Annotated in this window: 20 protein-coding genes; 14 read left to right on the forward strand and 6 right to left on the reverse strand. The window is 66.4% G+C overall.

What is annotated here, in order from left to right; all coding sequences use genetic code 11:
* Positions 1 to 49 precede the first annotated feature (49 nt).
* On the forward strand, positions 50 to 1,216 hold the full coding sequence (locus tag JMY28_RS01175) for an ABC transporter substrate-binding protein (protein ID WP_201693768.1): 1,167 nt from the start codon (positions 50 to 52) through the stop codon (positions 1,214 to 1,216).
* A gap of 73 nt (positions 1,217 to 1,289) precedes the next feature.
* Here JMY28_RS01175 and JMY28_RS01180 read toward each other — a convergent pair whose 3' ends face one another.
* From JMY28_RS01180 to JMY28_RS01205, 6 genes are all read right to left on the reverse strand, one after another.
* A complete protein-coding gene (locus JMY28_RS01180) occupies positions 1,290 to 2,438 on the reverse strand; it encodes a Gfo/Idh/MocA family protein (protein WP_236596646.1) in 1,149 nt (382 codons plus the stop codon).
* 26 nt (positions 2,439 to 2,464) lie between these two features.
* Positions 2,465 to 3,514 carry a sugar phosphate isomerase/epimerase family protein gene (locus JMY28_RS01185; protein ID WP_201693770.1) on the reverse strand — a complete coding sequence of 350 codons (1,050 nt, stop codon included), beginning with the start codon at positions 3,512 to 3,514 and terminating at the stop codon, positions 2,465 to 2,467.
* A 14-nt stretch (positions 3,515 to 3,528) separates the two neighbouring features.
* The gene (locus JMY28_RS01190) at positions 3,529 to 4,497 is read right to left on the reverse strand and encodes a substrate-binding domain-containing protein (protein ID WP_201693772.1); all 969 of its coding nucleotides are present in this window, start codon (positions 4,495 to 4,497) and stop codon (positions 3,529 to 3,531) included.
* A 102-nt stretch (positions 4,498 to 4,599) separates the two neighbouring features.
* Positions 4,600 to 5,622, reverse strand: a complete 1,023-nt coding sequence (locus JMY28_RS01195) for an ABC transporter permease (RefSeq protein ID WP_201693774.1) — start codon at positions 5,620 to 5,622, stop codon at positions 4,600 to 4,602.
* The gene (locus JMY28_RS01200; RefSeq protein ID WP_201693776.1) at positions 5,603 to 7,090 is read right to left on the reverse strand and encodes a sugar ABC transporter ATP-binding protein; all 1,488 of its coding nucleotides are present in this window, start codon (positions 7,088 to 7,090) and stop codon (positions 5,603 to 5,605) included. Before JMY28_RS01200 ends, JMY28_RS01195 begins: the two co-directional genes overlap by 20 nt.
* Before the next feature lie 113 nt (positions 7,091 to 7,203).
* Positions 7,204 to 8,280, reverse strand: coding sequence for a LacI family DNA-binding transcriptional regulator (locus tag JMY28_RS01205; RefSeq protein WP_201693777.1), 1,077 nt, complete (start codon positions 8,278 to 8,280; stop codon positions 7,204 to 7,206).
* 302 nt (positions 8,281 to 8,582) lie between these two features.
* Here JMY28_RS01205 and JMY28_RS01210 point away from each other — a divergent pair, with 302 nt between their 5' ends.
* The 13 genes from JMY28_RS01210 (at position 8,583) to JMY28_RS01270 (ending at position 20,868) form a co-directional block, all read left to right on the forward strand.
* Positions 8,583 to 9,236, forward strand: coding sequence for a protein-L-isoaspartate O-methyltransferase family protein (locus JMY28_RS01210; protein ID WP_201693779.1), 654 nt, complete (start codon positions 8,583 to 8,585; stop codon positions 9,234 to 9,236).
* Between the two features lie 70 nt (positions 9,237 to 9,306).
* Complete coding sequence (locus JMY28_RS01215) at positions 9,307 to 9,630, forward strand: rhodanese-like domain-containing protein (protein ID WP_158757209.1); 324 nt, start codon at positions 9,307 to 9,309, stop codon at positions 9,628 to 9,630.
* A gap of 411 nt (positions 9,631 to 10,041) precedes the next feature.
* Positions 10,042 to 11,346, forward strand: a complete 1,305-nt coding sequence (gene urtA, locus JMY28_RS01220; protein WP_201693781.1) for an urea ABC transporter substrate-binding protein — start codon at positions 10,042 to 10,044, stop codon at positions 11,344 to 11,346.
* 109 nt (positions 11,347 to 11,455) lie between these two features.
* The gene (urtB, locus tag JMY28_RS01225; RefSeq protein WP_201693783.1) at positions 11,456 to 13,096 is read left to right on the forward strand and encodes an urea ABC transporter permease subunit UrtB; all 1,641 of its coding nucleotides are present in this window, start codon (positions 11,456 to 11,458) and stop codon (positions 13,094 to 13,096) included.
* Between the two features lies 1 nt (position 13,097).
* Positions 13,098 to 14,327, forward strand: a complete 1,230-nt coding sequence (urtC, locus tag JMY28_RS01230; RefSeq protein WP_201693785.1) for an urea ABC transporter permease subunit UrtC — start codon at positions 13,098 to 13,100, stop codon at positions 14,325 to 14,327.
* On the forward strand, positions 14,324 to 15,205 hold the full coding sequence (urtD, locus tag JMY28_RS01235) for an urea ABC transporter ATP-binding protein UrtD (RefSeq protein ID WP_201693787.1): 882 nt from the start codon (positions 14,324 to 14,326) through the stop codon (positions 15,203 to 15,205). The genes urtC and urtD overlap by 4 nt, the downstream gene beginning before the upstream one ends.
* 22 nt (positions 15,206 to 15,227) lie before the next feature.
* Entirely contained in the window at positions 15,228 to 15,923 is a 696-nt protein-coding gene (gene urtE, locus JMY28_RS01240; protein ID WP_201693789.1) for an urea ABC transporter ATP-binding subunit UrtE, read from the forward strand.
* Positions 15,924 to 15,991: 68 nt separating this feature from the next.
* Complete coding sequence (locus JMY28_RS01245; protein ID WP_201693791.1) at positions 15,992 to 16,897, forward strand: urease accessory protein UreD; 906 nt, start codon at positions 15,992 to 15,994, stop codon at positions 16,895 to 16,897.
* 243 nt (positions 16,898 to 17,140) lie between these two features.
* The gene (gene ureA / locus JMY28_RS01250; RefSeq protein ID WP_017773123.1) at positions 17,141 to 17,443 is read left to right on the forward strand and encodes an urease subunit gamma; all 303 of its coding nucleotides are present in this window, start codon (positions 17,141 to 17,143) and stop codon (positions 17,441 to 17,443) included.
* A 17-nt stretch (positions 17,444 to 17,460) separates the two neighbouring features.
* On the forward strand, positions 17,461 to 17,766 hold the full coding sequence (locus tag JMY28_RS01255) for an urease subunit beta (RefSeq protein WP_201693799.1): 306 nt from the start codon (positions 17,461 to 17,463) through the stop codon (positions 17,764 to 17,766).
* 41 nt (positions 17,767 to 17,807) lie between these two features.
* Positions 17,808 to 19,526: an urease subunit alpha gene (gene ureC, locus JMY28_RS01260; RefSeq protein ID WP_201693801.1), complete on the forward strand. Its 1,719-nt coding sequence runs from the start codon at positions 17,808 to 17,810 to the stop codon at positions 19,524 to 19,526.
* A gap of 9 nt (positions 19,527 to 19,535) precedes the next feature.
* Positions 19,536 to 20,201: an urease accessory protein UreE gene (ureE, locus tag JMY28_RS01265; protein WP_201693803.1), complete on the forward strand. Its 666-nt coding sequence runs from the start codon at positions 19,536 to 19,538 to the stop codon at positions 20,199 to 20,201.
* Positions 20,188 to 20,868, forward strand: a complete 681-nt coding sequence (locus JMY28_RS01270) for an urease accessory protein UreF (RefSeq protein WP_201694583.1) — start codon at positions 20,188 to 20,190, stop codon at positions 20,866 to 20,868. Before ureE ends, JMY28_RS01270 begins: the two co-directional genes overlap by 14 nt.
* Positions 20,869 to 20,875 lie beyond the last annotated feature (7 nt).

A 20,875-nucleotide genomic window follows, 5' to 3' on the forward strand; every position in this document is an offset into this window, starting at 1 on the left:
TTACAACAACATCACTTCTCGCTTTACTTGTCGCCTGGAGACTTAACGGATGAAGCCGCATTCCTTCCTGCGCCCGCTCGTCGTGGCCGCCGCCCTTGCCGCCGCCACCTGCGCTTCTATCGCGCATGCCGACATCAAGGTCGGTATCGACCTCTCGAGCACGGGTCCGGCAGCCGCCATCGGCATCACGAGCAAGAACGCCATGCTGATGTGGCCCGACACGATCGCGGGCCAGAAGGCCGACTACATCGTGCTCGACGACGGCTCGGACCCGGGCGTCGCCGTGCGCAACATCCACAAGCTCATCAATGAAGACCACGTGGACGTGATCGTCGGGCCGAACATCACGCCGGCGGCGCTCGCGGCGCTCGACCCGGTGGCAGAGAGCAAGACGCCGATGATCACGCTGGTCGGCTCGGGGTCGGTGGTCGAGCCGCAGCAGGGCGCGCGAGTGTGGGCGTTCAAGATGGCGCAGACCGACGCCGCCATGGCCGACGTCATGACGCGCTACATGGCGGCGCACGGCGTGAAGACCGTGGGCTTCATCGGCTTTGCCGACAGCTACGGCGACAGCTGGCTCAACGAATTCACGAAGTACGCGAAGGAACGCAACATCCAGATCGTTGCGACCGAGCGCTACAACCGCACCGACGCGAGCGTGACGGGCCAGATCCTCAAGCTGATGTCGGCCAAACCCGATGCCATGCTGATTGCCGGCGCAGGCACGCCGACCGTGCTGCCGCAACGCACGCTGATCGAGCGCGGCTACAAGGGGCCGATTTACCAGACGCACGGCATCGCCACGCCCGAGTTCATCAAGCTGGGCGGCAAGGACGTGGAAGGCACCCTGTTCCCGACCCAGCCCGTGGTGGTGGCGCGCACGCTGCCCGCCGACCAGCCGGCCCAGAAGGCGGCGCTCGCCTTTGTCGATGCCTACGAGGCAAAGTACGGCCCGGGCACCGTCACGCAATTCGCGGGCGACGCGGCAGGCGTCTATCCGCGCTTGCAGGACGCGGTCGCGCGCGCGCTCAAGACCGCGCAGCCGGGCACGGAGGCTTTCCGCGTGGCGTTGCGCAGCGAACTGGAGCACGCGCACGAAGTCGTCGTGCCCAATGGCATGGTGAACACGAGCCCGACGGACCACGTGGGCCTCGACCAGCGCGCGAGCGTGATGGGCACGGTACGCGGGGGCAAGTTCGTGTATCTGGGGCAGTAAATTTCACGAGCGGCGGCAGCCTGCCGCCGCTCGCCGCATTGCGAAGTTGCCAGGCGCGACTTCGAATGGCCAGTCACGGCCGCACGATGCTGCGCCACGCGCCGCCCGCCGCGCTGCTCGCCAGCACGGCCTCGATGAAGCGCAACCCCTCCACGCCGTCGTCGACCGTCGTCAGGAGCCGGCTCTCGGGCGGCGCCGCAACGCCCGCCTCGCGCGCGTGGATCTGCGCGGCGGCGTCGCGATAGAGCTGCGCGAACGCTTCGAGATAGCCTTCCGGATGCCCCGGCGGCACACGCGTGGCGTGCAGCGCGGCGGCCCCCGTCACACGGCCACGCGTGAGGCGCTGCGCCTCGCCGCCCTGGGGCGTGAGCCACAGCAGGTTGGGCTCCTCCTGATCGAACGCGAGGCCCGCCTTCGTGCCATAGACGCGCAGCCGCAACGCGTTCTCCGCGCCGCTCGCCACCTGGCTCGCCCACAGCATGCCGCGCGCACCGTTCGCGTAGCGCAGCATCGCCTGGACGTGATCGTCCACGCGGCGGCCCGGCACGAAGGTATGCACCTCCGCTGCGAGCGATTCCGGCACGAGCGCGCTCACGAACGCCGCCAGCTGATACGCATGCGTGCCGATATCGCCCAGGCACCCCGCCGGACCCGCGAGCGCAGGATCGGTGCGCCACGTCGCCTGACGGTTTGCGCCGCCGCGCTCGACAGGATTGGCGAGCCAGTCCTGCGCGTACTCGACCTGCACGATGCGCACGTCGCCAATCTCGCCCGCCTCGACCAGTTCGCGCGCATGACGGGCGAGCGGATAGCCCGAATACGTATGGGTGAGCGCGAACACGAGATTCGCGTCGCGCGCGTGCTGCGCGAGCGCTTCGCCCTCGGCGAGCGAGACCGCGAGTGGCTTGTCGCAGATCACGTGAATGCCCGCATCCATGAACGCATGCGCAACCGGCGCGTGCAGATGGTTCGGCGTGACGATGGCCACCGCGTCGATGCCATCTTCGCGCGCGCCTTCCACGCTCGCCATCTCGCGCCAGTGGTCATAGCTGCGTGCGAGGCCGAGCGCCTCGGCGCTCGCCTGCGCGCGCGCCGCATCGGACGACAACGCGCCGGCGACGAGTTCGAAACCATCGTCAAGACGGGCCGCAATGCGATGCACCGCGCCGATGAATGCGCCCTCGCCGCCGCCGACCATGCCGAGCCTGAGTCTTCGTGTCATTGCCTTCTCTCCTGCGAGAAACGCGTTCAAAGGCCCAGCACGCCCTTCACCTGGGCCGCGTCGACGCCGCTGCCCGCAAAGTCGTCGAACGCGTGCTCCGCCACGCGGATGATGTGCCGCCTGATGAAATCGGCACCCTCGCGCGCGCCGTCGTGCGGATGCTTGAGCGCGCACTCCCATTCGAGCACGGCCCAGCCGGGATAGTCGTACTGCGTGAGCTTCGAGAAGATCGCGCCGAAGTCGATCTGCCCGTCGCCGAGCGAGCGAAAGCGCCCCGCGCGCTCCACCCATCCGCTGTAGCCGCCATACACGCCTTGTTTGCCCGTGGGGCGGAATTCGGCGTCCTTCACATGAAAGGCCTTGATGCGCGCGTGATAGATGTCGATGAACGCGAGGTAATCGAGCTGCTGCAGCACAAAGTGGCTCGGGTCGTAGAGGATATTCGCGCGCGGATGATCGCCTACGGCCGCAAGAAAGCGCTCGAACGTCACGCCGTCGTGCAGGTCCTCGCCCGGATGCAATTCGTAGCAGACGTCCACGGCCGCCGCATCGAACGCATCGAGGATCGGCCGCCAGCGGCGCGCGAGTTCATCGAAAGCGGCTTCGACGAGACCCGCCGGCCGCTGCGGCCACGGATAGAAGTACGGCCACGCCAGCGCGCCCGAAAATGTCACGTGCGCGCTGAGCCCCAGATTCTTCGAGGCGCGCGCGGCCAGCATCAGCTGCTCGATGGCCCACGCCGTGCGCGCTTCGCGATTTCCCCGTACCTGCGGCGGCGCGAAGCCGTCGAACAGCGCGTCGTAGGCGGGATGCACGGCCACGAGTTGTCCTTGCAGATGCGTGGAAAGCTCGGTGATCGTCACGCCTGCGTCGTCGGCCTGCTGGCGCAGGTCGTCGCAGTACGCCGTGCTCGACGCCGCCTGCGCGAGATCGACGAGACGCGCATCCGTGGGCACCTGGATGCCCTTGTAGCCGAGTTGGGCCGCCCACCCGGCCATGTGCCCGAAGCTGTCGAACGGTGTGTCGTCGCCGAGAAACTGCGCGAGGAATATGGCCGGGCCTTTGATCGTCTTCATCGCAAGCCCCGTCCTTAGAACGGCGAATCCGGGAAGTAGAACTGCTTCGCGTTCTCCTTCGTGATCAGCACCGAAGGGATGATCGTGGTAGCCGGCAGCGACTTGCCCTGCAAGCGCGCTTCGGCCGTGAGCTTGATCGCGTCGTAGATGAACTTCGGCGAATACGACACGTCGGCCTTGATGAGCGGATCGCCGTCCATCACGCGCTTGACCATCTCCTTCGATCCCGCGCCGCCGAACACGATCTTGATGTCGTTGCGCTTGGCCTGGTCGATCGCCTTGAGCACGCCCACGGCCATGTCGTCGTCGGCCGCCCACACGGCGTCGATGTGATTGAAGCGCGTGAGGTAGTCCTGCATCGTGCGGAACGCGTCGTCGCGATTCCAGTTCGCGTACTTCGCGTCGAGGATCTTGATGTCCGGATAGTTCTTCAGCACCGACGTGAACGCGCCCCAGCGCTCGTTGTCGAGCGTGGTGGGAATGCCGCGCAGCGCGACGATATTGCCCTTGCCGCCCAGCTGCTTCGCGAGATATTCGGCGGGGATCTTGCCGAACGCCGTGTTGTCGCCGGCCACGTAGGCGTCCTGCGCGCTCGTGTCGGTCAAGCCGCGATCGACCACTGTCACGTACACGCCCTGCTTCTTCACCTGCGCGACCGGCTGCGTGAGCGAAGCCGATTCATACGGGAAGATCACGAGCGCGTTGATCTTGTTGACGGTCACGAGGTCCTGCAACTGGTTCGCCTGATCGGGCGCGTTCGCCGCCGTCTTGACGATGACCTTGAGGTCCGGGTGCGCCTTCTCCAGATCCTTCTTCGCTTGATTCGCCCACCAGACGATGCCGCCCGTGAACCCATGGTCGGCGGTCGGAATGGCCACGCCCAGCGTGACCTTGTCGTCGGCACGCGCCGCGCCCGCGCCGAAGGTCGCCGCTACGCCAAGCGCCAGCGCGCCCGCACACATCGTTCGAATCATCTTCTTCATGGTGCCGTCTCCTTTTCGTGCGGGCCCACGCCCGTTCTTGCGTTGAGTTTTCGCTGCCTCCTTCGACTTCCCGACTGCCTTGCCAGATCTGCTTCGACATCCTTATCGTCTGCCGCGCTGCAGGAAGGCGACCGCGATGATCGCCACGCCCTGCACCGCCGCGTTCAGATACACGCTGATGATGCTCGTGAGATTGAGAATATTGGCGATGACCGAAAGCAGCACCGCGCCGACCACGGTGCCCGCCACGCGCCCCTCTCCGCCCTTGAGCGCCGTGCCGCCCACCACCACGGCGGCGATCGCCTCCAGCTCCCACAGCAAACCCGTCGTCGGCGTGGCGGAACCGAGGCGCGGCACATAGAGCACGGTCGCGACACCCACGCACACGCCCAGCAGCACGTACGTCGCGCACTTCACGCGATCGACGCGGATCGCGGCGTAGCGCGCGACCTGCTCGTTCGAGCCGATCGCCTGCACGTGCCGTCCGAACGCCGTGCGGTTGAGAATGAGCGCGCCGCCCGCGGCCGTGAGCGCGAACACCCACACGGGCACCGGAATGCCGAAGAGGCTCGCGTAATACACCGGGCCATATAGATCGACGAGATTGTTCTGCAGCGTGAGCGCGCCGCCATCGGCCAGCCAGGTGAGCACCGCACGGAAGATGCCGAGTGTGCCGAGCGTCACGATGAAAGGCTCGATGCGCCCGCGCGTAATCAGCAACCCATGCGCGAGCCCGAACAGCGCTCCCAGCACGAGCGCGATCGCCATGCCGATCGCGACGATGGCCAAAGGGGCAAATGCATGATCGCTCGCGGCCAGCGTATTCATGACCCAGATCATCACGCCCGCGATGAGCGCGGCCATCGACCCGACCGAAAGATCGATGCCGCCCGAAATGATCACGAACGTCATGCCCACGGAAATGATGCCGATGAACGAGGTGCGCGTGAGCACGTTGAGCAGGTTGCCGGGTGTGGCGAAATCCCGGTTGAGCAGCGTGCCGAGCACGCACAGCAGGATCAGGCCGATGAGCGGCCCGACGCCCGCGAGCCGATGCACGAATCGCGCTGCGGCCGAGCGCGCGCCACGGCCTTCGGTGGGCGCGTCAGTGGGTGCCGGTTGCATGAGCAATGAGCTCCTCTTCGTTCAGATGTTCGTGCCCGAGCGTGGCGACGAGGCGGCCCGCGCGCATCACGGCCACGCGATGCGCGAGCCCGATCAGCTCGATCAGTTCGGACGAGATCACGACGACCGCGCGCCCCGAGGCCGCGAGCCGCTGGATCAGGAAATAGATGTCGCGTTTCGCGCCCACGTCCACGCCGCGCGTGGGCTCGTCGAGCACGATCACGCGCGGGTCGGGCTGCAGGAATTTGGCGAGGGCGAGTTTCTGCTGATTGCCGCCTGAAAGCATGCGCGCGCGGCTGTCGAGGTCGCCGGTGCGGATGCCGAATTCGCGCACCGCTTTTTCCAGCGCGCGCCGGGCCGCCTTGAGGTCGAGCAGCGGATGGCCGTAGCGCTCGAGCGTCATGAGCGTGAGGTTGTCCTGCAGTGTGAGATTCATGTGCAGGCCGCGTCCTTTTCTGTCTTCGCTCAGGTACGTGAGGCCGTGGCGCATCGCGTCGCGCGGGTGGCGCAGCGTCACGGCGCGGCCGTCGATCTCGATCTCGCCCGCGTGCCTGTGGCGCAAGCCCACGATCGCCTCGAACGCCTCGCTGCGCCCCGCGCCCACGAGCCCCGCGAAGCCGAGAATTTCGCCCGCGCGTACCTCGAAGGAGAGATCCTCGACCCAGCCCGGCACGGCGAGATTCGTCACGCGCAGCGCGACGCGCGCATCCGCGCTCGCTGCGCCTTTCTCCGGAAACATGTCGGAGACGTCGCGGCCCACCATGAGGTTCGCCATCTGCTGGCGCGCGAGCCTGGCCGTCGCGCTCGCGGCCACGAAGCGGCCGTCGCGCATCACGACCACGTCGTCGGTGATTCTTTCCACCTCGTCGAGCTTGTGCGAGATGTAGACGAGCGTCGTGCCGGCGGCGCGCAGCTTCGTCATGAGCGCGAAAAGGCGCGCGGTTTCGGCGGGCGTGAGCGTGGCCGTGGGCTCGTCCATGATGAGCAGGCGCGCATGCCGCGAGAGTGCCTTGGCGATCTCCACGAGCTGCTTTTCAGCGACGATCAGCTCGCGCACCTTCACGTCCGGGTCGCGCGCGAGTCCCACCTGCGCGAGCAGTTCGCGCGCTTCGCGGCGCATGGCCGAGTCGTCCACCAGCCAGCCTTTGCGCTTCTCGTGGCCGAGGAAGATGTTCTGCGCGATCGTCAGGTGCTCGGCGAGGTTGAACTCCTGATGGATCAGCACGATGCCGGCGGCCTCGGCTTCGCGCGAGCCTTCGAAGCGGCGCGCCACGCCGTCCACCAGCATCTGGCCCGCGCTCGCTTCTTCGTAGCCCGCGAGGATCTTCATGAGCGTGGACTTGCCCGCGCCGTTCTCGCCCAGCAGTCCGTGAATGCGCCCCGGTGCAAGCTCGAAGCTCACGCCGTGCAGCACGCGCACGGGACCGAAGTCCTTGCGGATGTCGTTGAACTTCACGGCGACGCTCATGCGCGTGCGCTCCTCCAGTGGCCTTGTCTGCGGGTCCCGGCAGGCGGCTTGCGCCGCCCGCCTGTCGACACCGCTGGTCTCCCCTGCTATGTGTTCGCTGACGTTTGCTGACTTCACCCGCTCTCGCGCACCACCAGCCTGTGCGGCAGCAGCACGCCCGGCACGCTCGCACGCGGGTCCGCGAAACGCCGCAGCAACAGCCGCGCAGCCGTCTCGCCAAGCTCCCGCATGGGCTGCGCGATCGTCGTAAGCGGCGGGTCGATCTGTGCGGCGAGCGCGATATCGTCGAAGCCGACCACGGCGACGTCTTGCGGCACGCGCCGCCCCGCGCCGCGCAGGCCGTTGAGCACGCCCACCGCGAGCGTATCCGACACCGCGAAGATCGCGTCGGGCGCCTCGCCCGCCGGCAACTGCATGAGCGCGGCGGCGGCCTGCGCGCCCGCGTCGTAGTCGAGGCAGTTCACGTTCACGCGCCAGACGTCGCGCATCGCGATGCCCGCTTCGCCGAGCGCATCGCGCCAGCCGTCGCGCCGCTGCTGGGCGTAGAGGTAGTGCTCATCGGAGTTGATGAGCGCGACACGTCGCCGCCCCCGCGCGAGCAGATGCCGCACGGCGTCGTGCGCGGCCCGGTAGTTGTCGATCCCCACATACGGCACGCCCACGTCCGGATCGAACTCGCAGCAGGCCACCCACGGCAGCGCCGTCGATTCGGCGGCCATCACCTGGTTGGCGTGTTGCACGGTTGCCGGGTCAAGGCAGATCGCCCCGTCCGCGCGATGGCGGCGCAGCAGGTCGAAGTAGCTGCGCTCGCGGCCGGCGTCGGCGCCCGTGTCGCACAGGAGCAGGAAAAAGCCGTGCGCTCGCGCAACGCTGTCGATGCCGCGCACGATCTCCGCGTAAAACGGGTTGCCGAAGTCGGGCACCATCGTCAGGAGCAGGCGGCTTTCGGCCGTGCGCAGGTTTCGGGCCAGTTCGTTGACGCGATAGCCGCTCGTCTCGATTTCGGCGAGCACGCGCTCTCGCGTCGCGGCGCGCACGTTCGCATGGCCGTTGAGCACGCGCGAGACCGTCGCGACCGAGACGCCCGCGCGCTGCGCGACCGCCGCGATCGAGCCGCCGCGCACGGCGGCGGCGCTGGCGCCGGCGTCTTCGTGTTGCGGTTGCGTTGATCGGGACGAGCGAGCGGACATGGGCGAAGGCGATCGTGACCGGTTAGGAAAGGTGCGGCGGCTCAGGCGCGAGACCGCGAGACCGCGCGACCCCCTTTAGGCACCGCGAAATGTAATCGATTACATTTTTGGTACGAGAACCGCAAAATCGCAAGGCTCATGAAGCCAGGACAAACACCGATCCGTTAATGCCCCCGGAACCCCCTCCCGCTGCCGGCGGCGCGGCCAGGCCGGAAGCCGGTTTGCTACAATTCTCAGATTGCCCGACGCCCTTTTTGCCGGGCTTCGACACGAACCGATCCCGACCACAACGCCGAGTCACCATGAACATCGAACAAGCGCGTTTCAACATGATCGAACAGCAGATTCGCCCCTGGGAAGTGCTCGACCAGGACGTGCTGAACCTGCTCTCGATCGTCAAGCGTGAGCATTTCGTCCCCGAGGTCTATACCGCCCTCGCGTTCGCCGACCTCGAACTGCCGCTGCCGAACGGCCAGCACATGCTGGCGCCGCGCGTCGAAGCGCGCGTGCTGCAGGAACTCGCGGTGAAAAAGCATGAGAGCGTGCTGGAAATCGGCGCGGGCTCCGGCTACATGGCGGCGCTGCTCGCGCACCGGGCGCAGAAGGTGCTGACGGTGGAGATCGACACGGAACTCGCCGAATTCGCGCGCGCGAACTTCGTCAAGAACGGCGTGCTGAACGCCGAGGTCGTGCTCGGCGACGGCGCGCGCGGCTGGGCCGCGAATGCGCCGTACGACGTGATCTGCGTCTCGGGCGGCCTGCCGGTCGTGCCGCAGGAACTGCTCGAGCAACTCAAGGTGGGCGGGCGTCTCGCCGCTTTCGTGGGCGGCGCGCCGGTCATGGAAGCGCAGATCATCACGCGCATCGACGAGAAGCAGTTCCGCATTGCGGGCGTGTTCGAGACGTATGTCGAACCGCTGCAGAACGCCGTGCATCCGCCGCGCTTCAAGTTCTAAGCACGGCCAACCTGTCGCATCGCCGGGTGCCCATCACGGTGGCCCGGCCTTTTACCCGATCGAGTATTCCATGCAGAATCTGACCGCCCCCGCCCTCGCCGAATGGCTTGCCGACACCACACGCGAGGCCCCCGTGCTGCTCGACGTGCGCGAGCCGTGGGAAATCGAAACGGCAAAGATCGCCGGCAGCACGTCGATCCCCATGCGCGAGATCCCCGCGCGCAGCGAGGAACTGGACGACGAGGCGCAGATCGTCTGCATTTGTCACCACGGCGCGCGCAGCGCCCAGGTCGCGATGTTCCTCGAATCGCGCGGCCATACGAAGGTGTTCAACCTGCAAGGCGGCATCGACGCCTGGTCGCGTCAGGTCGACCCCAAGGTGCCGACGTACTAAGCAGGCGCACGCCAGCTTAGCGAAAGGGCGCGGCTCAAGGCCGCGCCCTTTGTCATTTCTGGACCGCTCGCGCAGGTTCACTTCGGTCCAGTTCACACAAGCGCTGCGCTCATGCACAACGATGCAGCGCGCCCTGCCGCACCGATCGCGGCGGCCCATGCATGCACGCACTGAGACGATGCAGCGCGCCCGAACATGCATCTCACTGCACCACAATCGCCCGCTCGCCGCGCGCGCGCCGATGCGCCCCGCATCGGCGCACGCCTTATGGGGCAAGCCTCGGGGTTTACCTTCGCGCTGGCACAACGTTTGCAGAAGGGTGTGCGCAAGACAGGCCACACACACCGGGCGGCGCGCACAAACGACCACGCGCCACGGCCCACGACTCACTCACGGACAAGAGGCACAAAAATGAAACGTCGCAGTCTGTTGAAACTCGGGACGATGTCGGGCGCACTCGCGGCAGCGGGGCGCATGCCGTTCGCGCACGCGGACACCGGCAGCGGGCCGATCAAGGTCGGTATCCTGCATTCGCTCTCGGGCACGATGGCCATTTCGGAGACCTCACTGAAAGACACCGCGTTGATGACGATTGCCGACATCAACAAGAACGGCGGTGTGATGGGGCGACAGATCCAGCCCGTGGTGGTCGACCCGGCCTCCAACTGGCCGCTCTTCGCCGAAAAGGCGCGCCAGCTCCTCACGCAGGACAAGGTGGCCTGCGTGTTCGGCTGCTGGACCTCGGTGTCGCGCAAGTCGGTGCTGCCGGTGTTCGAGGAACTCAACGGCCTGCTCTACTACCCCGTGCAATACGAAGGGGAAGAGATGTCGCGCAACGTGTTCTACACGGGCGCGGCGCCCAACCAGCAGGCCATTCCTGCGGTGGAATACCTGATGAGCGCGCAAGGCGGCGGTGCGAAGCGCTTCTTCCTGCTCGGCACCGACTATGTGTATCCGCGCACGACCAACAAGATCCTGCGCGCCTTCCTGCACTCGAAGGGCGTGAGCGACACCGATATTGAGGAGGTCTACACGCCGTTCGGCCACAGCGACTATCAGACCATCGTCGCGAACATCAAGACGTTCTCGCAAGGCGGCAAGACCACGGTGGTCTCGACCATCAACGGCGACTCGAACGTGCCGTTCTACAAGGAGCTCGGCAATCAAGGCATCAAGGCCACCGATGTGCCCGTGGTCGCGTTCTCCGTGGGCGAAGAGGAGCTGCGCGGCATCGACACGAAGCCGCTCGTGGGACACCTCGCGGCGTGGAATTACTTCATGTCGGTGAAAGGCCCGAACAACACCAAGTTCAAGGAGCAGTTCGAGGCGTGGGTGCAGACGAACAACCTGCCCGGCGGAACCAAGCGCGTGACCAACGACCCGATGGAAGCGACGTTCGTCGGCATCCATATGTGGAAGCAGGCCGTGGAGAAGGCCAAGAGCACGGACGTCGACAAGGTGCGCGTGGCCATGATCGGCCAGACCGTGGCGGCGCCTTCGGGCTTCACGCTCACGATGGACGGCAATCATCACCTGCACAAACCGGTGATGATCGGCGAGATCCGCGGCGACGGCCAGTTCAACGTGGTGTGGAAAACGAAGACCGCCGTGCGCGCGCAACCGTGGAGCCCGTTCATCGCGGGCAACGAAGGCAAGCCTGACGTGGTCACCTCGAACACGCTGCCCGCCTTCCTGCGCCGCTCGCGCGTGGCCTGACGTTGTCCTTCGCCCGCGCCGCACCGCGGCGCGGGCTTGCGTGCCCTGTCTACGGGCCGCGGCGTAACGGCCTGGCCGTCGCTGCGATCCGCACCAAAACGAAAACATCATGGCTCTCTCACTCACGAGGTACGCGCGCGCGGGCTTGCGCCACGCGCTCGCCGCGGCTGCGCTTTTCACGGCGCTATGCACTTGCGCGCACGCACTCGATGTGGCCGACGTCGCACCGCTCGCCGGCGACGACTTCGACGCGAAATCCGCGGCCATCGACAAGCTCATCGCCACGCACGACGCCGCCTCGCTCGCGCTCCTGAAGGCGCTCGCAGACGACAACGTCACGGCGACCGATTCCGGCGAAGTGCTCGTGCAGGATGGCGACAATGCGCGCGACGCCGCAACGGGCAAGCCTGTCGCCACAAACGTCGCATCGAGCGCGCAGCCCATCACGCTGAACAACCTCTTGCGCTCGAAGGTCGCGGGCGCGGTCTCGGGCCTGCAACTCGCCTCGCCCGACCTGGAAACGCGCCGCGCCGCCGTCGCGGAGCTGTTGAAGAACCCCGACCCGGCCATGAAGCCGATGATCGACGCCGCGCGCGCGACGGAAACCGACCCCGCGCTCAAGCGGCGCCTGGACACACTCTGGGCCATGACGGCGCTGCACGATCCGAACGCGGCAACGCGTCTCGAAGCGGCGAAGCTCGTCGCGGCGCGCCACGATCTCGACATGTACGAACTGCTGCGCCCGCTCGTCGCGAAGAACGCGAGCGGCGCGTACAACGAGCCCGACGCCGACGTGCGCGCTGCAGCGCTTCAGGGCATCGACGCGCTCGATTCAATTCAGCGCCGCAGCGAGATCGCCGGCACGCTGTTCGCGGGCCTCTCGCTTGGCAGCGTGCTATTGCTCGCGGCACTGGGTCTTGCCATCACCTATGGGCTCATCGGCGTCATCAACATGGCGCACGGCGAGTTCCTCATGATCGGTGCGTACGCAACCTATGTCGTGCAAACGCTCGTGCAGCGCTATGCGCCCGGCGCGTTCGACTGGTATCCGCTCTTCGCGATTCCCGCTTCCTTCGTCGCCGCGGCGCTCGTGGGCGCCGTGATCGAGCGGCTCGTGATCCGCCATCTCTACGGTCGCCCGCTCGAAACGCTGCTCACCACGTTCGGCATCAGCCTCATTCTCATTCAGGCCACGCGCATGATCTTCGGCGCGCAGAACGTGCAGGTCGAAAACCCCTCGTGGATGAGTGGCGGCGTGACCGTCATGCCCAGCCTCATCCTGCCGTACAACCGCCTGGCGATCCTCGCGTTCGCGCTCATCGTGGTGGGCATTGCGTGGACCGTCCTCACGAAGACGCGTCTTGGCCTGTTCGTGCGCGCCGTCACGCAAAACCGCCGCATGGCCGCATGCGTGGGCGTGCGCACCGCGCGCGTGGATGCGTGGGCCTTCGCGTTCGGCGCGGGCGTGGCGGGCCTCGGCGGCTGTGCGCTCTCGCAGATCGGCAACGTCGGTCCCGATCTCGGCCAGAGCTACATCATCGATTCGTTCATGGCCGTGGTGCTCGGTGGCGTCGGGCAGATCGCGGGCACCGTGATCGGCGGCTTCGGTCTGGGGCTCGTCTCCAAGGCCATCGAGCCGTTCTGGGGCGCCGTGCTCGCGAAGATCGCCGTGCTGGTGCTGATCGTGCTCTTCATCCAGAAACGTCCGCAGGGGCTGTTCGCCCTCAAGGGCCGTAGCGCGGAGGCATGAGATGACGAGCGTCACTTCCACTTCGCCGCGCCACACGCTGGGCGCGCCACCAACGCCCGGCGAGCGCGCCGAGACGTTCGCCCTCGGCTTGCCCGCGCGTCCGGCCCTCCTCTCGCCGCGCGCATGGCTCGCGCTCATCGTGCTGATCCTCGCGATCGGCGTGGGCGTGCCGCTTTGCGCGCTGGTGATGCCGCAATCGAGCGCGCTGCATCTTTCCGCCTATGCGATGACGTTAGGCGGCAAGCTCATGTGCTACGCGATTGCGGCACTCGCGCTCGATCTCGTATGGGGCTATTGCGGCATTCTGAGCCTCGGTCACGGTCTCTTCTTCGCGCTGGGCGGCTACGCCATCGGCATGTACCTCATGCGAGAGATCGGTCACGACGGCAAGTATGGCAGCGACCTGCCCGACTTCATGGTGTTTCTCGACTGGCACGCGCTGCCGTGGTACTGGCAAGGCACGGAGCACCTTTGGTATGCACTCCTGCTCGTCGTGCTCGTGCCTGCCATGGTCGCCTGGGTGTTCGGCTTCTTCACGTTTCGCTCGCGCGTGAAAGGCGTCTACCTTTCGATCATCACGCAGGCCATGACGTTCGCCGCGATGCTGCTCTTCTATCGCAACGAAACGGGCTTCGGCGGCAACAACGGCTTCACCGACTTCAAGCGCATTGCGGGCATGCCGATCACGCATCCCGGCACACGCACCGTGCTGTTCCTGCTGACGTTCGCCGTGCTCGTGCTCGCGTTTCTCGGCGCGCGGGCCATCGTCACCTCGAAGCTCGGCCGCGTCGTGACCGCCGTGCGCGACGGCGAAACGCGCCTCATGTTTCTCGGCTACAGCCCGCTCGGCTACAAGCTGTTCGTGTGGACGGTCTCGGCCGTCCTGTGCGGCATCGCGGGCGCGCTTTACGTGCCACAGGTCGGCATCATCAACCCGAGCGAGATGTCGCCCCGCAACTCGATCGAAATGGCGATCTGGGTGGCCGTGGGCGGACGCGGCACGCTCATCGGGCCGATCATCGGCGCGTTTGCCGTGAACGGCGCGAAGAGCTTCTTCACCGCGCATTTCGCCGAGTATTGGCTGTTCTTCCTCGGCCTCATGTTCGTGCTCGTGCCGCTCCTTCTGCCCAACGGCATCATGGGACTCATCGAACTCATCCGTAATCGGATCACTGCGCGGATCACTGCGCGGATCCATGACCGGACAACTGCGCGGAGCGAACGCCCATGAACGGACATATCCTGCTGAACGACCCGCTCAACCACAACCCCTTCGACGACGCCCTCAAGGACGACGAACTCGCCCTCTCGGGCGTAGCGGATCTCGGGCACGTGGTCGAGCCCGGCGCCATCGATATCTCGCACGGCACGATCCTCTATCTGGAAGACGTGACCGTGAGCTTCGACGGCTTTCGCGCGCTCAACAAGCTGTCACTCGTGATCGACGCGGGCGAGCTGCGCTGCGTGATCGGCCCGAACGGCGCGGGCAAGACCACGATGATGGATGTCATCACCGGCAAAACCGCGCCCGATTCGGGCAAGGTGTTCCTCGGCCAGACGCTCGACCTCACGCGCATGAACGAGCCTGCCATCGCGCGCGCGGGCATTGGGCGCAAGTTCCAGAAGCCCACGGTGTTCGAGCAGCATCCCGTATGGGAGAACCTCGAACTCGCGATGAAAGCCGACAAGGGCTGGTTCGCTACGCTGCGCGCGCGCCTGGGGCGCGAGGCGCAGGCGAAGATCGAGGAAACGCTCGAAGTGATCCGGCTGGAGAGCGACGCGCGGCGCCTGGCGGGCGAGCTTTCGCACGGCCAGAAGCAGCGGCTCGAAATCGGCATGCTCCTCATGCAAAAGCCGCAACTGCTGCTGCTCGACGAGCCCGCCGCCGGCATGACCGACGACGAAACCATGGAACTCGCCACGCTGCTCAACCGCCTGCGCGGCACGTGCTCGATGATGGTGGTCGAGCACGACATGGAGTTCGTCGCCGCGCTCGCGGGCGAAACGGGCCGTGTAACAGTGATGGCCGAAGGCAGTGTGCTCGCTCACGGCACGCTAGAGGACGTGAAGCGCGAGGAAGCGGTGATCGAATCCTATCTGGGCCGCTAGGGCCGCATCGACATTATCAGCCATGCTAACTATCGAATCGCTGAATCAGTACTACGGCGGCAGCCACATCCTGCGCAACGTCTCGATGACCGTGCCCGAGGGCGAACTCACCGTGCTGCTCGGGCGCAACGGCGTGGGCAAAACCACGCTGCTGCGCTGCCTCATGGGCGTCGTGCCCACGAAAAACGGCGCAATCGCCTGGCGCGGCGAGGCGCTCACGAAGCTGCCCACGCATGCGCGCGTGGCGCAAGGCCTGGCTTACGTGCCCCAAGGGCGCGATATCTTTCCGCGCTTGAGCGTCGAAGAGAATCTGCTGGTGGGCGCGGCAAGCAAGAAGCGCATGCCGTCTAGCGTACCCGCGCATATCTACGAACTCTTTCCCGTGCTCAAGGATATGAAGGCGCGGCGTGGCGGCGACCTCTCGGGCGGCCAGCAGCAGCAGCTCGCGATCGGCCGCGCGCTGATGAGCGATCCGCAGTTGCTCATTCTCGATGAGCCGACCGAGGGCATTCAGCCTTCGATCATCCAGGACATCGGCCGCACGCTGCGTCGGCTCGTGGAAGAGATGCACATGACGGTGCTGCTGGTCGAACAGTACTACGACTTCGCCAAGGCCATTGCGGACCGCTACTGGGTGATGAGCCGCGGCGAGATCGTGGCGGGCGGCGCGGGCGCGAGCATGGATGCGGATGGCGTGCGGGAGTTGATCGCGGTTTGAGCGTGGCTTGATCCCGATTTGGGCATGCTATCCTCCACGCCATTCCCCGCTTTCTCCCCTCGCCACGCATGTCGCTCCACGACGATCACGCCGCCCTCGCCAACATCACGTTTCGCAGCACCGCGCATCAGGAATGGGCCGCGAAACTCGAACTCGGCTTCGAGCGTCAGGGCGCGCGCACTGCGCTCACCCATCGTCTGCACGCGGGGCCGTTGCGCGTGCAACGGCCGCTCTACCCCGAAGGCGGCGCGATCTGTCACGCAGTAATCGTGCATCCGCCCGCGGGTATCGCGGGCGGGGACCGGCTCGACATCGACGTGAACGTGGGCGACGGCGCTCACGCCGTGCTCACCACGCCGGGCGCGACCAAGTGGTACAAATCCAACGGCCGCGTGGCGCGCCAGCGCATCAACGTACGCGTGGGCCCACGCGCGAAGCTCGACTGGCTGCCGCAGAACAACCTCGTGTTCGATCACGCCCACGCTGAACTCGAATTCGCCCTCACGCTCGGCGCGGGCGCCACGGCCATTGGCTGGGACGCGACGCAACTAGGCCGACAGGCCGCGGGCGAGCGCTGGTCGGCGGGCATGATGCGAGCGCTCACGCGCGTGACGCGCGCAGCATCGGAAAGCGACGGCGACGATCAACTGCTCTGGCTCGAACGCGCACTCATCGACGCCGACGACCCGCTGCGCGACGCACCGCAAGGCCTCGCGGGCTACCCCGCGTTCGGCGTGTTATGGGCGATCGGCCCTGCGTGCAACGAGGCGCTCGCACAAGACCTCGCCGCTATCCTGCCCTTCGACGACGCGCTGCGCTCGGGCGCGACCTGCATCGCGCCGGGCGTCCTGCTCGTGCGCGTGGTCGGGCGTTCGATGGAGCCGCTGCAGAACACGCTCACGCAGTGCTGGACGGCACTGCGTCCGTTCGTACATGGCGTGAAGGCCGCGCCGCTGCGCTTGTGGACGACCTGAACGCGCCTCACACGCACCGCAGCGGTGCGTGTGGGCACCTTCACGCACAGTAACGCAGCGCAGCAACGCCAACGCAGTGCAAAAATACCGCGCAAATGGTGCATTGACGCTGTCCCCTTCATTGGCACACACCTTGCTGTGAGCTTGCATCGATTCGTGCGCGCCGCGCACGAGGCCGCAAGCTGCCCGTAACCTGGCTCCCGTAAGCTGGATCGACAGACTTGCCCCAACCGACCCAGAACAATGAAGCTCACGCCACGCGAGAAAGACAAGCTCCTGATCTTCACCGCCGCGCTGCTCGCCGAAAGGCGCCGCGCCCGCGGCCTCAAGCTCAACTACCCGGAGGCAGTCGCGTTCATCAGCGCGGCGCTGATGGAAGCGGCCCGCGACGGCAAGACCGTTGCCGAGGTCATGCATTACGGCACCACGCTGCTCACGCGCGACGACGTGATGGAAGGCGTGCCCGAGATGATCCCCGACATCCAGGTCGAAGCGACCTTCCCCGACGGCACCAAGCTCGTCACCGTTCACCATCCGATCCCCTGAGTCGTGAGGAACCAGCCATGATCCCCGGCGAAATGCTGATCGACGACGGCGAAATCGAACTCAACGCGGGCCGCGAGACCGTCACCGTGAAGGTGGCGAACACGGGCGATCGCCCCGTGCAGATCGGCTCGCACTTCCACTTCTACGAAGTCAACGCCGCACTCTCGTTCGACCGTGAAGCCGCTCGCGGCTTTCGCCTGAACATTGCAGCAGGCACCGCCGTGCGCTTCGAGCCAGGACAAGAGCGCACCGTGGAACTCGTGGCGCTCGCGGGAGAGCGCGCCGTGTACGGCTTCAACGGCCGCGTGATGGGCCCGCTCTGAGCGCGGCCAGCGAATTCAAGCGAATTCATCAGGAATCCGACATGACATTGAAGATCGGCCGCCGCGCCTACGCGGAGATGTTCGGCCCCACCACTGGCGACCGCGTGCGCCTCGCCGATACGGAACTCATCATCGAGATCGAGCGCGACTACACCGTCTACGGCGACGAAGTGAAGTTCGGCGGCGGCAAGGTGATCCGCGACGGCATGGGGCAGTCGCAGCGCCCGCACGCGGAAGTCGCGGACACCGTCGTGACGAACGCCGTGATCATCGATCACTGGGGCATCGTGAAGGCCGACATCGGCATCAAGGACGGGCGCGTCTGGAAGATCGGCAAGGCGGGCAACCCCGACGTGCAGCCGGGCGTGACAATTCCGATTGGCGCTGCGACCGAAGTGATCGCGGGTGAAGGCCAGATCGTCACGGCAGGCGGCATCGACACGCATATCCACTTCATCAGCCCGCAGCAGATCGACGAAGCGCTCGCCTCGGGCGTGACGACCATGCTGGGCGGCGGCACCGGCCCCGCCACCGGCACCAACGCCACCACCTGCACGCCGGGCCCGTGGCATATGGAGCGCATGCTCCAGGCCGCCGATGGCTGGCCGATCAACCTGGGCTTTCTCGGCAAGGGCAACGTGAGCTTGCCAAAACCCGCCGAAGAGCAGATCGCCGCGGGCGCGATTGGCCTGAAACTGCACGAGGACTGGGGCTCGACGCCCGCCGCCATCGACAATTGCTTGACCGTTGCGGACGCAACGGATACGCAGGTGGCCATCCACACCGACACGCTCAACGAGTCGGGCTTCGTGGAAGCGACCGTGGCCGCCTTCAAGGGCCGCACGATCCACACGTATCACACCGAAGGCGCGGGCGGCGGCCACGCACCCGACATCATCAAGGTATGCGGCGAAGCGAATGTCCTGCCCTCCTCGACCAACCCCACGCGCCCATACACCATCAACACGCTCGACGAGCATCTCGACATGCTGATGGTCTGCCATCACCTCGACCCGTCGATTGCAGAAGATATTGCGTTTGCCGAGTCGCGCATCCGCCGCGAGACCATCGCCGCCGAGGATATCCTCCACGATCTCGGCGCGCTGTCGATGCTCTCTTCGGATTCCCAGGCAATGGGCCGCGTGGGAGAGGTCATCATCCGCACGTGGCAGACCGCGCACAAGATGAAGGTGCAACGCGGCGCCCTGCCCGAGGACGGGGGTGCAAACGGCGCGCGCCACGACAACTTCCGCGTGAAGCGCTATGTGGCGAAGTACACGATCAACCCGGCGCTCACGCATGGCATCGCGCACGAAGTGGGATCGCTCGAACCGGGCAAATGGGCCGACCTCGTGTTCTGGGAGCCGGCGTTCTTCGGCATCAAGCCTTCGCTCATCCTCAAGGGCGGCATGATCGCGCTCGCGCAGATGGGCGACCCGAACGCCTCGATTCCCACACCGCAGCCCGTGCATTACCGCGAGATGTTCGCCACGCGCGGCCGGGCACTTGCGCAAACGTCGCTCACCTTCGTTTCGCAGCTCTCGCTCGACAAACGCATTGCCGAGCGCTACGGTCTGCAAAAGCGCGTGGTGGCGGTACGCAACTGCCGCAGCGTGACAAAGGCCGACATGATTCACAATGCGTGGCAGCCCACGATCAGCGTCGACCCTGAAACGTACCAGGTCGTCGCCGATGGCCAGCTGCTCACCTGCGAGCCCGCCACGGTGCTGCCGATGGCCCAGCGTTACTTCCTGTTCTAAAGTTTAGCCATGCGCACGATCGATAAACGACTCAACGCGAAGCTCGCGCCGGTGCTCTTGCAGCGCGCGCCTACGCTCACGCTCCCATATGACGCGCGCTGCAAGAGCCGCTTCGCGGCCACGCTCGACTCCGGCGAGGAAGTGGGCGTGGTGCTGCCGCGCGGCACCGTACTGCGCGACGGCGATATGCTCGTGGCCGACGACGGCGGCCTCGTGCGCGTGATCGCGGCGGCCGAGAGCGTGCTGCGTGTACGCGCGGCCGATCGCCTCACGCTTACGCGCGCCGCGTACCACCTCGGCAATCGCCATACACCGGTCGAAGTGGGCGCGGAGGAACTCAAGCTCGAAGCGGACCCCGTGCTCGAAGACATGCTCAAGCGACTTGGCGCGCAAGTCGAGCGCGTGCAGTTGCCGTTCCAGCCGGAATCGGGTGCATACGGCGGCGGCCATCGCCACGGTCACGACGAAACCTTCGCCGACGACTATGCGCTAGCCCAACGCGTGTACGACGAGCACCACGGTCACGCGCATTCGCACGACCATGCGGATGGTCATGCGCAATGGCACACGCACAAGCACGCTCATGGCGAAGATCACGCGCGTGACCACGATTGCGGACACGATCACGGTCATTGCGACGGCCACGCGCACGACCACAGCCATGAACATCGCTGAACTCACTGCCCTGCTGCATCTCGCGTCGCCGGCGCTGCCGATCGGCGCGTTCAGCTATTCGCAGGGACTCGAAGCCGCAATCGATGCGCAACTCGTCAACAACGCCGACGACACCGCGCATTGGATAGCGGGTGGCCTCGCGAACGTGCTCGCGTGCGGCGAACTGCCCTTTCTAGCGCACCAGATGGAACGCTGGCGCACGCATGAAGCCCACGCGCTCATCGTGGCGAACGAGGAATTCATCGCGAGCCGCGAATCATCGGAACTGCGACGCGAAACCGCGCAGATGGGCTGGTCGCTGCGTCAGCTCTGCGCACAGCTCGAATGGGGCGACATAGAGCGGCGTGCCACGTTGGAGCGCATGACGCCCATTGCGCAACCCACAGCCTTCGCATTCGCGGCGTGGGCCCACAAGGCCGCGCCCGAAGCCGCGCTCGCCGCCTACGCGTTCAGCTGGATCGAGAATCAGACGGCCGCCGCCCTCAAGGCGGTGCCGCTCGGCCAGCTCGCGGGGCAGCGCATCATCGTCGCGCTGCGGCCCGAAATCGAAAAAGCCGTGGCGCGCGCACTCGCCACGCCGCCCGAGGCGCTCAACACGTTTGCGCCGCAACTCGGCGTGCTCTCCGCGCGCCACGAATCGCAATACTCGCGGCTTTTCCGCTCCTGAATCCCGC

It is taken from the genome of Paraburkholderia hiiakae (assembly GCF_904848665.1).
Classification (GTDB): domain Bacteria; phylum Pseudomonadota; class Gammaproteobacteria; order Burkholderiales; family Burkholderiaceae; genus Paraburkholderia; species Paraburkholderia hiiakae.

Bases quoted from the DNA above. Each gene is read 5' to 3' on its own strand.
- JMY28_RS01190 (WP_201693772.1), bottom strand. From the start codon at position 4,497: ATGAAGAAGATGATTCGAACGATGTGTGCGGGCGCGCTGGCGCTTGGC.
- JMY28_RS01200 (WP_201693776.1), bottom strand. From the start codon at position 7,090: ATGAGCGTCGCCGTGAAGTTCAACGACATCCGCAAGGACTTCGGTCCC.
- JMY28_RS01185 (WP_201693770.1), bottom strand. From the start codon at position 3,514: ATGAAGACGATCAAAGGCCCGGCCATATTCCTCGCGCAGTTTCTCGGC.
- JMY28_RS01210 (WP_201693779.1), top strand. From the start codon at position 8,583: ATGAACATCGAACAAGCGCGTTTCAACATGATCGAACAGCAGATTCGC.
- JMY28_RS01270 (WP_201694583.1), top strand. From the start codon at position 20,188: ATGAACATCGCTGAACTCACTGCCCTGCTGCATCTCGCGTCGCCGGCG.
- urtE (WP_201693789.1), top strand. From the start codon at position 15,228: ATGCTAACTATCGAATCGCTGAATCAGTACTACGGCGGCAGCCACATC.
- JMY28_RS01195 (WP_201693774.1), bottom strand. From the start codon at position 5,622: ATGCAACCGGCACCCACTGACGCGCCCACCGAAGGCCGTGGCGCGCGC.
- JMY28_RS01175 (WP_201693768.1), top strand. From the start codon at position 50: ATGAAGCCGCATTCCTTCCTGCGCCCGCTCGTCGTGGCCGCCGCCCTT.
- JMY28_RS01180 (WP_236596646.1), bottom strand. From the start codon at position 2,438: ATGACACGAAGACTCAGGCTCGGCATGGTCGGCGGCGGCGAGGGCGCA.
- JMY28_RS01205 (WP_201693777.1), bottom strand. From the start codon at position 8,280: ATGTCCGCTCGCTCGTCCCGATCAACGCAACCGCAACACGAAGACGCC.
- urtA (WP_201693781.1), top strand. From the start codon at position 10,042: ATGAAACGTCGCAGTCTGTTGAAACTCGGGACGATGTCGGGCGCACTC.
- ureE (WP_201693803.1), top strand. From the start codon at position 19,536: ATGCGCACGATCGATAAACGACTCAACGCGAAGCTCGCGCCGGTGCTC.
- urtB (WP_201693783.1), top strand. From the start codon at position 11,456: ATGGCTCTCTCACTCACGAGGTACGCGCGCGCGGGCTTGCGCCACGCG.
- ureC (WP_201693801.1), top strand. From the start codon at position 17,808: ATGACATTGAAGATCGGCCGCCGCGCCTACGCGGAGATGTTCGGCCCC.
- ureA (WP_017773123.1), top strand. From the start codon at position 17,141: ATGAAGCTCACGCCACGCGAGAAAGACAAGCTCCTGATCTTCACCGCC.
- JMY28_RS01245 (WP_201693791.1), top strand. From the start codon at position 15,992: ATGTCGCTCCACGACGATCACGCCGCCCTCGCCAACATCACGTTTCGC.
- JMY28_RS01215 (WP_158757209.1), top strand. From the start codon at position 9,307: ATGCAGAATCTGACCGCCCCCGCCCTCGCCGAATGGCTTGCCGACACC.
- urtD (WP_201693787.1), top strand. From the start codon at position 14,324: ATGAACGGACATATCCTGCTGAACGACCCGCTCAACCACAACCCCTTC.
- JMY28_RS01255 (WP_201693799.1), top strand. From the start codon at position 17,461: ATGATCCCCGGCGAAATGCTGATCGACGACGGCGAAATCGAACTCAAC.
- urtC (WP_201693785.1), top strand. From the start codon at position 13,098: ATGACGAGCGTCACTTCCACTTCGCCGCGCCACACGCTGGGCGCGCCA.